Here is a 14,977-nt window from a genome sequence, read left to right on the forward strand (position 1 = left end):
TGAAGATTTCCTCTTTGCTTTATACTTTCATATTCAGCTTACAAATCCTTTTGGTAATAGTATCTTTGTCCTGTATAGGGATAGTCTTGCAAGGTAAAGACTTCCTTGTAGCCATGTCTTTTATAAAAATCTGGCGCCTGAAACTGGTAAGTATTGACAAAAGCAAAACGACAGTTTCGATTCTTAGCTTCACTTTCTGCCTGTTGCAATAGTTTTGAACCGATTCCCTGTTCTCGCAATTCCTCTTTCACAAACAAATACTCGATTTCCAACCAATTTCCGAAAGTCTCAGCTACTAAGCCCGCCATGAGATTGCCCTTTTCATCTTCAACATAAAGGTTCAGGGGCTCGCTTTCAGCCTCTTCTCTTTTGGAACGATTATAAGCGCGAATCAAATTTCCTATTTCTTGCGCTTTCTGGGACGCTTTATTTTCCAATCTAACGTGCATCCAAACCTCCTAATAAACTGCTACAGCTTGATTATAATCTTATTTCAATAGACTGTCAAACTAGAAAAAAACTCACCAAGCTGAGTTGATGAGTTCATAAGTTATTTTCTAAATTTCCACTGACTATAAATTCCGAAACCGATAATCCAGATAGCTGAACCAATTGCTCCCATAAAGGTAGATTCTTGTAAAAAGAGGGTTACAAAGACAAAGATAAAGAAGAGCATGGTTAAAGGATTTAGAAAACGATAATGGGGCATGAGGTAGCCATCCGCCATGAAGTCTTGTGACTTGCGGTATTTGAGATGAGCCACCATGATCAAGATATAAATCGCGATGTAAACACCTGATGAAGACGCCGTAATCAAAGCAAAGGCATCGGAAACACCTGGCAAAACATTGATAAAGGCAGCCAGAGCAATTAAGATTGCTGAAGCAATAATAGCATTTTGTGGAACATTATGGCGAGAAAGAGTATCTGCCTTGATCGCTTTTAAGAAGCGATTGGGTGAATCATGGGCAATCTGGTAGAGGTGTCGCCCTGTTGAATAGAGGGTCGAATTAAGAGCAGATGCGGCCGACGTCAAAACGACGAAGTTAATCAGAGCTGCCGCCCACTTGATACCTGCTAGCTCAAAAACCGTTACAAATGGTGAATCTGAAGAAGCAAGTTCTCTCCAGGGAATAATAGACATAATGGCTAATAGAGCACCACCATAGAAGAAGACAATTCGGAGAGGAATTTCTTTAACTGCTTTTGGCAAAACCTGACGAGGATTCTTCGTTTCAGAGGTTGTCACTCCGATAAATTCAATCATCAGATAGGCAAAAAATACCATTTGAAAGGCCATGACAAAGTTCATGACTCCATTTGGGAAAAGAGAGAATTGATTGCTGATATTTGCCAGACTTGCGGCACCATATGGTGTTTCAAATCCTGTCAAGACCATAAAGACCCCTGTTGCAATCATAGCTAAAATAGCCACAATCTTAACCATAGCAAACCAAAACTCGACTTCTCCAAAGAGCTTAACCGCAATCAGATTGACCAAGGCCAAAATTGTTAAAAAAACAATCTGAATCAACCAACTAGGCCAAGAAGGAAACCAAAACTGAACATAATGCGAAATCGCAGTGATTTCTGCCATACCGATAAAGACAACAGACAACCAATAAGACCAAACAGAGAAATACCCCCAGCCTTTCCCCAAATGACGGGTGATAAAGTTGATAAAAGTATGTTGTTCTGGATCCTGATATAGCATCTCCCCAACAGCCCTCATCATCAAAAACATAAAGGCTCCTGTAATCATGTAAATCAGGATGATAGAAGGTCCAGTAAGGCTGATAGAACGACCAGCACCTAGGAAAAGTCCTGTTCCGATTGTCCCCGCAATGGCCATCACCTGAACATGGCGATTGGTTAAACCACGCTCCATTTTATTTTTTTTCTTATTTGAACTCATATAGTCTCCTATTTATTCAAAAAATCAAAAAGGAGTTGAGCAAGTCAAGACCTCCACTACTCCATTTTCATTCTATTTAGGCTGTTTTTTCAACCTTTAAAATTTTGACATCGTAACTACCAACAGGTGTCTCAATCGTAACAATATCGCCTGTTTTTTTGCCGATCAAAGCTTGTCCAATCGGACTTTCATTTGATACCTTCCCAGCGAAAGCATCCGCACCTGCAGAACCGACAATGATGTAGACTTCTTCTTCCTCTTCACCGATTTCTTGAATGGTTACGGTCTTACCGATAGCTACCTCATCTTGGGCAACTGCATCGCTATTAACAATTTCAGCATAGCGAATTTTTGTTTCTAGACTTGAAATTTGTCCTTCAACAAAAGCTTGTTCATCCTTAGCTGCTTCGTACTCACTATTTTCTGAAAGATCCCCGTACGAACGAGCAATTTTGATACGCTCTACGACTTCAGGACGACGAACGAGTTTCAATTCTTCTAATTCTTTTTCTAACTTTTTCTTTTCTTCAAGGGTCATTGGGTAAGTTTTTTCTGCCATTTTTTCAACTTTCTTTTCTATTACTTTTTTAAAACAAAATTATGTGGAAAACCACATAATTTTAGTTTGAACTACTTGATTGTGTTAATTTACTATTGATATGTTCTGCAACGTTTTGGTCATGCTCTTCTTTTGTCGTTGCAAAGTATACTTTACCGTCTTCAACATTAGCTACAAAATACAAGTACTCACTCTTTGTCTGATTTACACTTGCTTCAATCGCATCGAGGCTTGGACTATCAACCGGTCCAGGCATGAGGCCAAGGTGTGTATAAACATTATAAGGTGAATCAATCGTAGTATCAATTGCAGTATCATCAGCCAAGCTAATCTTTTGGCCAAGTTTTCCTTCAGCATACAAGATAGCAATGTTGCTTTGAAGTGGCATACCAAGATTCAAGCGGTTATAGAAGACTCCCGCAATCAATTTACGATCTTCGGTCTTAGCCCCTTCTTTTTCGACAAGAGAAGCAATACTGAGCAATTCATTAACTGTCAGATTCTTTTCTTTGATCGTAGTGTAATACGGTGACATGGCCTTGTCCATAGCTGCTAACATATCATCAATCAAGCTTTCAACTGTGGTGCTGTCTTTGATAGTGTAGGTTGCTGGGAAAAGGTAACCTTCAAGGCGATAACGAACGCCACTGTCTTTTGTTGGGAGACTTCCAAGAAGGTTTGGATACTTGGCTACTAGTTGGGAGATGAAGGTTTCATCTTGAGCTTTTGCCATGAAAGCATCCGCTGTAAGAGGTTCTTTAAAATCACCTTGGAGTTGACCTACTGTCTGAGCAATTTGCTCTAAGGTATAACCTTCCGGAATAGTTAAGTTCGCAAGCACTGGTTCTTGAGGTTCAGGAGTTCCACCTTTTTGCAATTCTTGAATCAAGTCATCCGTACTCATGCTCTTCTTCAAATTGTAATAACCTGACTTCAAATCTGAACCCTTATACTTAGCATAAATACTAAAGATAAGTCCATGTTTGACCAAACCAGATTTTTCCAAAGTGCTCCCAATTTGTTGCACATTTGATCCTTCTGGAATTTGAACTGTCACATACTCCTTAGAGCTCGCATCAACAGGTTTCAAAGAGTCTTGAACATAACCGTACCCAAAGTATCCACCAGCAGCCACAAGCACCAAGAGAACTAAAAAGGTTACTAGGAAACCTTTGGCCTTTGATTTCTTCTTTTTCTTGGTTGGTTTTTTACCTTTACGGCGACGGTTACGACGTGGTTCCTCCGTTAATCTGTCTGAGGATCCAGTTGAAACTAGCGCTTCAGCTTTATTCTCAGAAGAAGGAACTGATGTATTGGCCTCTTCTGTCTTATAAGTCACATCTATCTTGGTCGGAGTATCGTTAAATTCTTTTTCTTCAGGTTCAAGTTCAACTGGTTCTACCTTAGGTTGAACGGACTCCACTACAGGTTCTTCAGCTAGATGAATCGGTTCTACTAGAGGTTCTTCAGATTCTACAACTTCAATCTTGTCAATGACAGGCTGTCTAATCTCTTTCTCTTCTTTTTCATCCGTTTTATCAGCTTCAGCACTCGAAAGTGGAGGAACGCTCGGCGCATTCTTTAGAATTTTATCGACAACAGATAGGGAATCAGCCATCAACTCTTCTGTTGAAGCATCCGATTCAGGATTTACAGGAGTTACTGAACTAACTTGAGATGATGAAGCTGTTAGATTTGGAATGTCTACTTCTTTCTCTCTTCTATCTTGTTCTTTTACTCTCTCTAAATCACGTAGAATCTGCTCTTTAAAGCTTAATTTTTCTTCTTCTCTTGATTTTTCAGTCAAAAGCATTACCTCCTTGTTGACAATCCATAATATTATATCTTAAAAGTTACAGAAAAGCAACAAAACATCCATTTCTATAGCTTTGATTCTCATTTTTTAAGGTTGCCAAACCATATCATACCAACTTTCACCCGCAAAGCTTGACTGGGATACTCCTTCATTCACAAATCCATGTTTTTCATAATAAGGGATGAGATAGTCATGACAGGTCAAATTGATACCTTCTCGTTCATGTTCTAAAGCGACTTCTTTCAGAGTCCTTAACAGTCTCTTCCCCACGCCCAAGGCTTGTGCCTCCTTAGCTATGGAGAGACAGGTCACAGAGATATAACCTCCAGGTCGATGGCTATAGTCTTTTATTTCTTCTGTAAAAGATTGATCTTGTAGATGACGATGTGGGACGACTGGACCTTCAATATACCCAAGGATACGTCCCTCCTTTTCAGCTACGAGAAAACTGGTCTGAATTTCACGTAAGTGCGCCTCAAAGACCGAACGAGGAATCGCTTCTTCAAGGGAGAAATTCTCCAGCTCTATCTCTAAAATTTGATCTAAATCCGAAAATCTTGCTTGTCTGATTTTCATACTTCCTCCTGATAAAAAGGATTGGCCCAAATCAGATTCCATCCCGAAAATCTTGCGCATGAAGCTTCTGGTACTTCTTCCTCAACAAAACCATTCATCTCAAAATAAGAGAGCAAGTCATCAGGACAAGTCAAGCGAAGATACTCATACCCTCCTTCCACCTCCACTTGTTTCAAGTTAGCAAGAAGAAGGGTCCCCAAGCCTTGCCCGCGATGGTCAGGATGAATAGCTAATGATCTTATTTCTATCCATGTGGGATGGAGAGACTGAGACTCTCCTAAAACATAGCCTAGGAGCTGGTTTTCATCTCTAGCTACAAGAAAGGTATCCGCAATCTTACGGATACTCTCTTCTAAAAACTCGTAGCTCACTATTTCTTCTGAGGATAAACAAGATTCTTCAATTGCTACAATTTCTTCTAAATCCGATAATGTAGCCCGTCCCATGGTGATTGGAATTTCCATTCTTTTTTCTTATTGGACGTTACTTGTCAAATTAGACAAAAGACGTTCAAATGAGTACTCATAGGTTTGGATGTCTCCTGCTCCCATAAAGACATAGACTGCATTATCATGCTCAAGGAGTGGTGATACATTTTCAACTGTGATGACTTGGCTTTTCTTCTTAATTTTATCTGCTAGGTCTTCTACCTTGACGTCACCATGGTCCACCTCACGGGCTGATCCATAGATTTTCGCCAAGTAAACAGCATCTGCCTGGCTCAAAGCTTTAGCAAAATCGTCCAATAGGGCAATGGTTCTAGTAAAAGTGTGTGGTTGGAAGATTGCAACAATTTCCTTGCTTGGGTATTTCTGACGAGCCGCATCTAAGGTCGCAATGATTTCCGTTGGATGGTGGGCGAAATCATCAATAATAATGGTGCCATTGACAACCTTTTCAGTGAAACGACGCTTGACACCAGCAAATGTTTTCAAGTGTTCACGTACCAAGTTCAAGTCAAACCCTGCTGTATAAAGTAAACCAATAACGGCTGTCGCATTCATAATATTGTGACGACCAAAGGTTGGAATGTGGAATTGACCCAACTCTTGTCCGCGGAAATGAACTGTGAAGGTCGAACCAGTTGTAGAACGTAGAAGGTCGCTAGCTACAAAGTCATTTCCCTCAGCATCAAAGCCATAGTAATAGATTGGAGCATTGGCTGTAATCTTACGCAACTCAGCATCCTCACCGTAGACGAATAAACCTTTAGTAATTTGTTTGGCATAGTCATTAAAGGCGTTGAAAACATCCTCTAGACTAGTAAAGTAGTCTGGATGGTCAAAGTCAATATTGGTGATAATAGAGTATTCTGGGTGGTAAGGCATGAAATGACGCTCATATTCGTCAGATTCAAAAACAAAATACTTAGCATTAGCTGAACCACGACCTGTCCCGTCACCGATCAAGAAGCTGGTGTCTGTGATATGAGACAAGACGTGAGACAGCATACCTGTTGTTGAAGTTTTGCCATGAGCTCCTGCCACTCCCATGCTGACAAAATCGCGCATAAAGCTACCTAGGAATTCATGGTAACGTTTGTAGCTGATACCGTTTTGATCTGCATAGGCGATTTCAACGTTGTTATCTGGACGGAAGGCATTCCCCGCGATAATCTCCACATCACCTTGTAGGTTCTTTTCATCAAAAGGAAGAATCGCAATCCCTGCCTGCTCTAGTCCACGTTGAGTAAAGTAGTATTTTTCAACGTCTGAACCTTGAACCTTGTGTCCCATTTGGTGCAACATCAAAGCTAGGGCACTCATCCCTGATCCCTTGATTCCAATAAAATGATATGTTTTTGACATGCTTTTCTCCCCTACTCAGTAATTCTTGTCAGATTCAACTCTTGGGCAACCTGACGTTCCTGTTCCGTTTGCTTATTCTTTTTATTATAGATTTGACTCTTCTTTAGAAAATCATAGTTGTTCTTTTTAGCTTTGTCCGTTTGGTTTTTCGGAGTTGGACTCGCCACTTGGCCAACACCCTCAGCTAAGATATAGTGAGACTGGCTCAAGTTTTTACTAAATTTGGCAAACTCACCTGGATTTTCCTTTTGAAATGGTGCTGTTGGTTGGTTTCCTTGACGAACAAGTGTTGAACCATTGTGTCGTCTAGTATGACTAACATCCTGAGTCAAATACTTGGCTGAACGTTTCTTCTTTAAGTCCGCACGCGCCTCTTCTCGAGCCAATTCAGCATAGGTTTTTTCAACTTTTTTAGGTTCTGGACTTGGCTTTGACTCCTTATTAACCACTGGAGAAACTACGGTTTCTTCCTCATTGATAGGAGACCATTCCAAATGGTTCTTATCGCGGTAATCACCTTTGATATTGCTAATAAAGTCTGACTCATCGTACAAGTCCATGACTGGCATTTTGGTCAGCATGATCTCATCATCTGACACCAATGGAAATCGATCTTGTTTCATTTTGTATTTCCTTTCAACACTTCATTATAGCGTATTGTCTTGATTTTTCAAGTGCTGGCTTCAGAAATCCCCAAAATTTCACGAATTTCTGCCAGACTGAGACTCGCACGCGACTCCGTACCATCTAAAACTTGGGAAACCAAATGTTTCTTTTGTTCTTGAAGTTCTTGGATCTTTTCTTCAATGGTTCCCTTGGTAATCAAACGATAGACCTCGACCATCTGCTCCTGCCCCATGCGGTGGGCTCGTCCGATAGCCTGGGCTTCGACAGCAGGATTCCACCAAAGGTCAACCAAAATAACCGTATCAGCTCCCGTTAGATTGAGACCAACACCACCCGCCTTAAGGGAGATGAGAAAGGCATCTCTCTCCCCTTGGTTAAAGGCCTTGGTCATCTCCTGTCTGTCATGAGCAGGAGTTGAACCTGTGATTTTGAAGGAGGTCAAGCCCAAGTCTGGAAGTTCTTGCTCAATTTTTTCCAACATTCCTTTGAATTGTGAGAAAATCAAGACCCGATGGCCACCATCTGCCACTTGTAGCAATAAATCTCGGAGACTATCGAGTTTACCGCTGGCACCCTGATAATCATCCATAAAGAGAGCTGGCGTATCGCAGATTTGACGTAAACGCATGAGACCAGATAAGATTTCTACGCGACTTCTCTGGAATTCTTGATCTGTCACTTGCGCTAGACGCTCTCGCATCTGTTGCAACTGGGCCAAATAGATGGCCTTCTGCTGGTCTTCCAGTTCATTTTTATAGACGACTTCGATCAGGTCAGGTAGTTCTGTAAGAACTTCTTCTTTCTTACGCCTCATGACGAAAGGCTTGATAAACTGCGCGACTCGGTCAGCCGGTAATTTCATAAACTCCTTTTTACTTGGTAAGAGTCCTGGAAGCACAATTTGAAAGATAGACCACAACTCTCCTAAATGGTTTTCGATGGGCGTACCTGACAAAGCAAAGACTGCTGGCACCACAAACTGGCGCAAACTCTGAGCAATCTTGGTTTGGGCATTTTTCATGACCTGGGCTTCATCTAAGAAGAGAAAATCAAAAGCCATCTCTTGATAAAGCTCGCTGTCTTGACGAAAGGTGGCATAGCTAGTCACATAGATTTGGTGATTTTCAGAAAGAATTGCTTCTCGATTCGCTTTCAAACCATGAACGACAGCCAAATCCAACTGTGGGGCAAATTTCCTGAATTCATCTGCCCAATTGTAGATCAAACCTGACGGAGCCAAAATCAAGACCCGACTATCTTCTGTCACCTGACTGGTCAAAAAAGCGATGGTTTGCAGTGTTTTTCCCAGTCCCATATCATCTGCCAGGATGCCACCAAAGCCATAGTGATGAAGCATCTGGAGCCAACGGACTCCCTTTTCCTGATAGTCTCTCAAACTCGCCTGCACCCGTATATCTCCCAAAGGAAAATCCTCTGGATGAGTCAAATCATGAGCTAAATGCTGAAATTCTTCCGAGAAAGAGATCCGATCTCGACCTTCAAAAAGCTGAGAAAGGCTATAAGCCAGAGATTTTCGCGCTTGGAAAGAACCATCTTTTAGCTCAACCCCCAGCTCCTGCAAATTTTGACGAATCTGCTTGGTTTCCTCATCAAAAAAGTACACTTGATCAGAAGAGCTAATATAGAAATCCTGATTGCTGGTCAGGGCTTTAAGAGCTTGATCAATCTCTTCTTGGGCAATCCCTTGGAAATCAAATTGAATTTCCAACAGTCCTCCCTTGGACTCAATCTGAACCTGAGGAGCTTGGACGCTGTAGAGCTGATTCATCTCATCAGACAAGAAAACCTGACCCAATTTCTCAAAAGCTGGAATCGTATGGTGAAAGAAAGAATAAATTGCCTCTGGCTTCAAAGCCTGTCTCCAAGACTGAAAATCAGCCTCAAAACCAGCCCCTAAACAGACTTGAAATAGTTGGTTTTCCAAGACAGCATCACTTGAAAATGGTAATTGTTCCAGCTGTTGGCGACTAGTCACCTTAACATCTCCATAGTCAAACTGGATATTCAAGCGGATGCGGCCGTCATCCTCCCTATCAAAGTAAAAGATTGGTGAAAAGGGTCTGATTTGCAAGCGCTCAGGAGCAGAAACTGTTCCTAACTGTCCAAATAAAGGCAGACAGGCGGCTAGGCGGTCACGATCACTGTTGTCAAACCGGAGGCATTTTCTCCCTCTTTCCTCCTTAGGAAGCTCCTTGATTTCCTTTAGTAGGCTGATTTGTTTAGGATTTAAGAGATAAAGATTCCCCTTACGAAAGAGAACCGCTCCTCCATAGAATACGTTGACTCGCTCAGTCTCAGAGATCTCCATCTCAAAATAATCGGGATACTCCTGCACGGAAAAAGAGAAGAGTTCCGCATCGGGAGTTAAATCGTGAAAGAGAAGATTTTCATAACTATCGATCTGGTGTTCAAAATGAAAATCTTCCAAGTTCATCAGCAACTCCACTCCCTGCTCAAAAAAGGTCAGAGGGAAAAAGAGGTGACGACCTTGATTGGGGAAAAAGAGGTCTTGACTCAGTCCCTCCTCAATCAAGCCACATAAAAAAGTAAGAACTTCTTGACTAGCTGTATCAAAAGCCTCCCAAGACAAGTCATTTTCATAGTGTTTCCCAATCATATATGGCTTTCGATGGACTAAGACCTTCAAAAAGAGTGGGATGTCACGAATGACATAATATTTTTGACTATCAACTAAACCGATTCGGAGAGTCCAAAGGAGGCGATTGGTTCCAGCCTCTACCTGACCTTGAGCCGACAAAGTGTAGATTTTTTCTCTTTTCTGAGGTTGGATACGCTCCAAAAAACTACCGCCAAAACTAACCTTGGTTTCGACCTCTTCTTGCTCTTCATGTCCTTTTTCTAAGGCTTGTAAAATTACCTGGCCTTCTTCGTCGTTCTTCAGATAATGCTCGAGAGCCGCTAGGTGAACACAGTAACCTCTTTTTTGGAAAAAATCACAAGCACAAAAAACAAGATCATCCTCTAAACTGTAGCGCAAGTCTTCTCCCGCCACACGAGTATAGAGGCGATTCCCTTTTTCCTTGATAATCTCAATGTTGCCCGTTTCATAGAGAGTAACACCCTCCATGCGCAACTTTCCTGGAATCAATTTAGCCATAGTTACCCCTTTATCTTATCTTTTCATTATACCACATTTTCCCCTATGAAAATAGCCTTCTAGGAAGACTTTTCTCCTAGAAGGCTGGATTTTTAAAGTGTAGCAAAAGTAGTCACGATGCGTTGGCAAACCTCTTCCAGTACTGACTTCGGCATAGCCACATTGAGGCGGGCATGAAGAGCTCCCTCCTCCCCAAAGTCCAAACCTCGGTTCAAGATAACCTTGGCTTCATTCTTCAAAAGCTCTTGCAAGCGGTCATCCGTTAGGTCATAGGCTGAAAAATCAAGCCAGATCAAGTAGGTACCTTGCGGTTTCATGACCTTAATATTGGTTTCGTTGCCCAAAACATCCACTACATAGTTAATGTGGTCCTCGATGACTTCTTTTAACTCTTCTAACCAGTCCTTACCATAACGGTAGGCAGCTTCTGTTGCCAAATACCCCAAGCCTGAGATTTCATGTTGGTTATTGGCCAACTGCCGTTTTTGGAAAGCCACACGAAGCTTTTGATTTTCAATAACTGCATAGGAATTTTTGGTCCCAGCAATATTAAATGTTTTAGTGGCACTACTCAAAATAAGGGCAAAGTCTTTAAAAGCAGGATCAATGGTGTTGAAAGACTGGTGTTTGTGACCAAAGAGGGCCAAATCTTGATGAATCTCATCTGAAACCAACAAAACACCGTGTTTTTGGCAGAGATGCCCAATCTTTTCTAACACTTCCTTTTCCCAAACACGTCCACCAGGATTGTGAGGATTGCAAAGGATATAAAGCTTCACATCCTCTTCCACCAATTCCTTCTCCAACTGGTCAAAGTCAATCCCAAACAGCCCATCCTTTTCCACCAAAGAATTGGTAATCAATCTGCGATTGTTCAGTTTGACACTGCGGGCAAAAGGTGGATAGACCGGTGTGTTAATCAGAACAGCCTCTCCTTCTTTTGTAAAGGCTTGAATAGCTGTTGAGATGGCCGGTACCACTCCCTCGATAAAGACAAGAGCCTCTTTGTCAAAGTGATAACCGTGTTGACTGGCTTCCCAGTCCTGAACCGATTCAATCAAAGCATCGCTAGCATAAGTATAGCCATAGACCAACTGATCTGCGTAGGCTTGTACAGCTTGTCGAACCTCAGGCAAAACCACAAAGTCCATATCTGCTATCCAGGCTGGTAGAACTTCGCGATCAACTTCCGCTTCTTTCCATTTATAGGTATGGTGTCCAAAACGATTGGGCAGGCTTGTAAAATCATATTTTCCCATATCTATCTTAACCTTCCAAAGCTTGGCGCAAGTCCGCAATCAAATCTCTAGCATCTTCAATCCCGATTGACAAGCGCAAGAGGTCATCTGTTAAGCCATAGGAATGGCGCACTTCTGCTGGAATATCCGCATGAGTCTGAGTTGTCGGATAGGTGATCAGACTCTCTACCCCACCCAAACTTTCTGCAAATGAGAAGACCTTCAAGCTATTTAAAATATGAGGAATACGCTTTTCATCCACTACTTTAAAGGAAATCATACCCCCACGTCCAGTATAGAGAACTTCCTTGACAGCAGGTGAAGCCTTCAAAAAGGCAACCACTTCTTGAGCATTGGCTGTAGAACGCTCCATACGAAGAGGTAGAGTTTTAAGACCGCGAATCAACTGATAACTATCAAATGGTGACAAGACCGCACCAGTCGTATTCAAATTGTAGAAAAGTTGCTCATATAGTTCTAAACTATTAGTCACAACCACCCCAGCTAAGACATCATTGTGCCCTGCTAGATACTTGGTGGCTGAATGAAGAACGATATCCGCACCATCTTCAATCGGACGTTGGTAAATCGGACTGTAGAAGGTATTGTCCACCACTACCTTGGCACCCTTGGCATGAGCCAGTTTGGCTAGTTTGGCAATATCAAATTCCAACATCAAGGGATTAGTTGGTGTTTCGATATAGAGAACATCCACATCTTTCTCTAACTCATCAACCAACTCTTCTTCTGTATTGGCATAGGTAAAATGGAAACGGCCTTCTTGCTCGACTTGGTTAAACCAACGGAAAGAACCCCCATAAAGATCTCTCACAGCCAAGACTTTACTTCCTACCGGAAAGACACTAAAGGCCAGTACAATCGCAGCCATACCTGAGCTTGTCGCTAGGGCATAATCTGCTGATTCGATTGCCGCCAAGACTTCCTCCGCCTTACTGCGAGTTGGGTTTTTAGTCCGAGTATAGTCAAATCCCGTAGACTGACCGAACTCTGGATGCTGATAAGTGGTTGAAAAATGAAGCGGCGTCACCAAGGCACCTGTTGCCTCATCTGACTTGATCCCTGCCTGGGCCAAAATTGTGTTGATGTGTAGTTCTTTGCTCATACAATACCTCCAAATCTATAGTAACTATTGTACCACTTATTTTCACTAACTCATTTTCTTGTTTTCAAGAGCTAGCTATAGTTTCAAACTATATAAAAACGATAGTTCCTTAAGAAACTATCGTTTTTCCTGTTGAATAGACTGGTTATTTAACGTGTTTTGCCAGTTCTTCTTGCGCTTTTTTATTTGATTCTTCTTTTTCTTTCTGCCATTTTTCTTTAGCTTTTTCATACTCATCAGCCGTTACAGTCTTATCTTGTAACTTGAGATACTTGTATGATTCGACACCCTTATTTCCAGCTTGTGAGAATGGTGATGAGAATGGAACTGTCTTTCTCAAGGTCGGTGTTCCACCCTGAGAAACGTTTGGAATAGCAAGGGCGCTATCAACGAGCCAAGCTTGAATTTCAGCATATTTTTCATAACGTTTTGCTGGTTCTTGCTCCTTGTTCGCTTCTTCTAACATTTGAGTGTAAGTATCCAGACCAACTGCCTTAGCCTTGTCATTGACCTCACCTGGTTCTAGACCAATGTTTTGCAACATACCACCGTTATTGACATTTAAGATATCAAGATAGCTTGATGGATCCAAGTAGTCCGCACTCCAACCGCCATTATAGATATCAAAGTCTTTTTGAGCTGCAGTTTGAGCTAGGTAGCTAGAGTTGTCAAAGTCATCTGTTGATAGCTGTTGGATATCGATAACCACATTCTCAGCTCCTAGAACAGATTCGATGGATTGTTTCAAAGAACTTGCTTCAAGTACACCTTTTTTAGCTGATTGGTCAACTGTTACATCCAAGTGGATTGGAAATTGCACACCCTTAGCTTCCAATTCTTTCTTAGCTTCTGCAAATTTAGCCTTGGCCTTATCAGGATTGTAGTATGGATCTTGCGCATCTGCAAAGTTGATTCCTTGCCATTCTTGGCCATAGTTGACCATCTTTTCTGAAACAACATCGCCAAAGTCTTTTCCGTTGATACTTACAAATGTTGGAGGTACAACCAAGTTACGAATAATCTTTGTTGCTCCGTCCTCCCCTTGAGATTGTGCTCCATAGGCTGTACGGTTATAAGCATAGTTGAAGGCTTGACGGAAGTTTTTATTCAGAACTGCTTCTTGGGTTGATTTCTTTTCGATATCTGAGGATTTAGAAGTGAAATTATAAGATTTTCTGTCCAAGTTGAAGTTCAAGTAATAAGAAGTTGCATTTTGCATACTATAGATGATGTTATCCTTGTTCTTCTCTTTAATTCCTTCAAAGCTTGAGCTATTTGGATAGAGACGTGCGTAGCTGTAGACTCCTTCTACGAAGTTACGAGCTAGGGCATCCTGGTCACTACCGTCATAGTAAGTCAATTTCACATCATCCACAAAGACATTTTTAGCGTCCCAGTAATTTGGATTTTTCTTGTATTCGATAACAGATTTTGAAACAAAAGATTTCATCAAGAAAGGTCCACTATACAAAATGCTAGATGGATCTACCTTACCAAAATCATCCCCTTTTGATTTCAGGAAGTCTGCATTGACAGGGAAGAGAATGTTTGAAGTTGTTTTAGAATTCCAATAAGGTTCTGGACGTGTCAAAGTGTACTGAACTGTTTGGTCGTCAATTGCTTTAACACCGACAGTTGAAAAGTCAGTTGTTTTCCCGTTGATATAGTCATCCAAACCTGCTACAGAGTCTTGAACCAGGTACAAGGCTTCGGATTTTTTATCAGCAGCGTATTTCAAACCTGTCACAAAGTCTTGAGCCGTTACAGGGGCATATTCTTCACCCTCATAAGTATACCATTTTGCATCCTTACGCAATTTGTAGGTATAGGTCAAACCGTCCTGAGAAACAGTCCAATCTTCTGCCAATGATGGAACATAGTTACCGTATTGGTCATTTTCCATCAACCCATCCACCAAATTGGTCACGATGTCGTTGGTTGTTGCGCGGTTTTCTGCGAGATAGTTCAAACTGGATGGATCGCTCGAATAAACATAGTTATATGTTTTAGTAGCGCTACTTGAATTTCCACATGCACTCAGTAGAATACCAGCGCTTAACACGACACTTGCAAGTGTCAGATACTTGGCCTTAGACTTTTTCATTTCCAGAACCTCCTGTTTAAAAGTTTTGTCTTATTATACAGCTTTGGTTTTATTTAGTCAAGTGATTTCTGA

At 41.5% G+C, this 14,977-nt stretch carries 12 protein-coding genes; all 12 read right to left on the bottom strand.

The features are described from left to right. Nucleotides 1-38: 38 nt before the first annotated feature. Nucleotides 39-449 (bottom strand): GNAT family N-acetyltransferase, encoded by a 411-nt coding sequence (locus KIH88_RS06265; protein ID WP_125840734.1) that lies wholly within the window; start codon nucleotides 447-449, stop codon nucleotides 39-41. Nucleotides 450-550: 101 nt separating this feature from the next. Continuing rightward, complete coding sequence (locus KIH88_RS06270; RefSeq protein WP_057489444.1) at nucleotides 551-1,915, bottom strand: amino acid permease; 1,365 nt, start codon at nucleotides 1,913-1,915, stop codon at nucleotides 551-553. Between the two features lie 76 nt (nucleotides 1,916-1,991). Then, nucleotides 1,992-2,474 carry a transcription elongation factor GreA gene (greA, locus tag KIH88_RS06275; protein WP_000818770.1) on the bottom strand — a complete coding sequence of 161 codons (483 nt, stop codon included), beginning with the start codon at nucleotides 2,472-2,474 and terminating at the stop codon, nucleotides 1,992-1,994. Between the two features lie 61 nt (nucleotides 2,475-2,535). After that, entirely contained in the window at nucleotides 2,536-4,287 is a 1,752-nt protein-coding gene (mltG, locus tag KIH88_RS06280; RefSeq protein ID WP_213988102.1) for an endolytic transglycosylase MltG, read from the bottom strand. Between the two features lie 90 nt (nucleotides 4,288-4,377). Further along, nucleotides 4,378-4,866, bottom strand: a complete 489-nt coding sequence (locus KIH88_RS06285) for a GNAT family N-acetyltransferase (RefSeq protein WP_213988103.1) — start codon at nucleotides 4,864-4,866, stop codon at nucleotides 4,378-4,380. Beyond that, the gene (locus tag KIH88_RS06290) at nucleotides 4,863-5,330 is read right to left on the bottom strand and encodes a GNAT family N-acetyltransferase (protein ID WP_213988104.1); all 468 of its coding nucleotides are present in this window, start codon (nucleotides 5,328-5,330) and stop codon (nucleotides 4,863-4,865) included. Before KIH88_RS06290 ends, KIH88_RS06285 begins: the two co-directional genes overlap by 4 nt. Before the next feature lie 9 nt (nucleotides 5,331-5,339). Then, nucleotides 5,340-6,674 carry a UDP-N-acetylmuramate--L-alanine ligase gene (murC, locus tag KIH88_RS06295; RefSeq protein WP_213988105.1) on the bottom strand — a complete coding sequence of 445 codons (1,335 nt, stop codon included), beginning with the start codon at nucleotides 6,672-6,674 and terminating at the stop codon, nucleotides 5,340-5,342. 11 nt (nucleotides 6,675-6,685) lie between these two features. After that, complete coding sequence (locus tag KIH88_RS06300) at nucleotides 6,686-7,297, bottom strand: cystathionine gamma-synthase (RefSeq protein ID WP_213988106.1); 612 nt, start codon at nucleotides 7,295-7,297, stop codon at nucleotides 6,686-6,688. A 47-nt stretch (nucleotides 7,298-7,344) separates the two neighbouring features. Next, on the bottom strand, nucleotides 7,345-10,440 hold the full coding sequence (locus tag KIH88_RS06305; protein WP_213988107.1) for a DEAD/DEAH box helicase: 3,096 nt from the start codon (nucleotides 10,438-10,440) through the stop codon (nucleotides 7,345-7,347). 92 nt (nucleotides 10,441-10,532) lie between these two features. Next, complete coding sequence (locus KIH88_RS06310) at nucleotides 10,533-11,699, bottom strand: MalY/PatB family protein (RefSeq protein WP_213988108.1); 1,167 nt, start codon at nucleotides 11,697-11,699, stop codon at nucleotides 10,533-10,535. A 7-nt stretch (nucleotides 11,700-11,706) separates the two neighbouring features. After that, nucleotides 11,707-12,801, bottom strand: a complete 1,095-nt coding sequence (locus KIH88_RS06315; RefSeq protein ID WP_000031953.1) for a cystathionine gamma-synthase — start codon at nucleotides 12,799-12,801, stop codon at nucleotides 11,707-11,709. A 145-nt stretch (nucleotides 12,802-12,946) separates the two neighbouring features. Beyond that, a complete protein-coding gene (locus KIH88_RS06320; protein ID WP_213988109.1) occupies nucleotides 12,947-14,905 on the bottom strand; it encodes a peptide ABC transporter substrate-binding protein in 1,959 nt (652 codons plus the stop codon). Between the last annotated feature and the right edge of the window lie 72 nt (nucleotides 14,906-14,977).

The organism is Streptococcus oralis, assembly GCF_018448765.2.
Taxonomy (GTDB): Bacteria; Bacillota; Bacilli; order Lactobacillales; family Streptococcaceae; genus Streptococcus; species Streptococcus oralis_BM.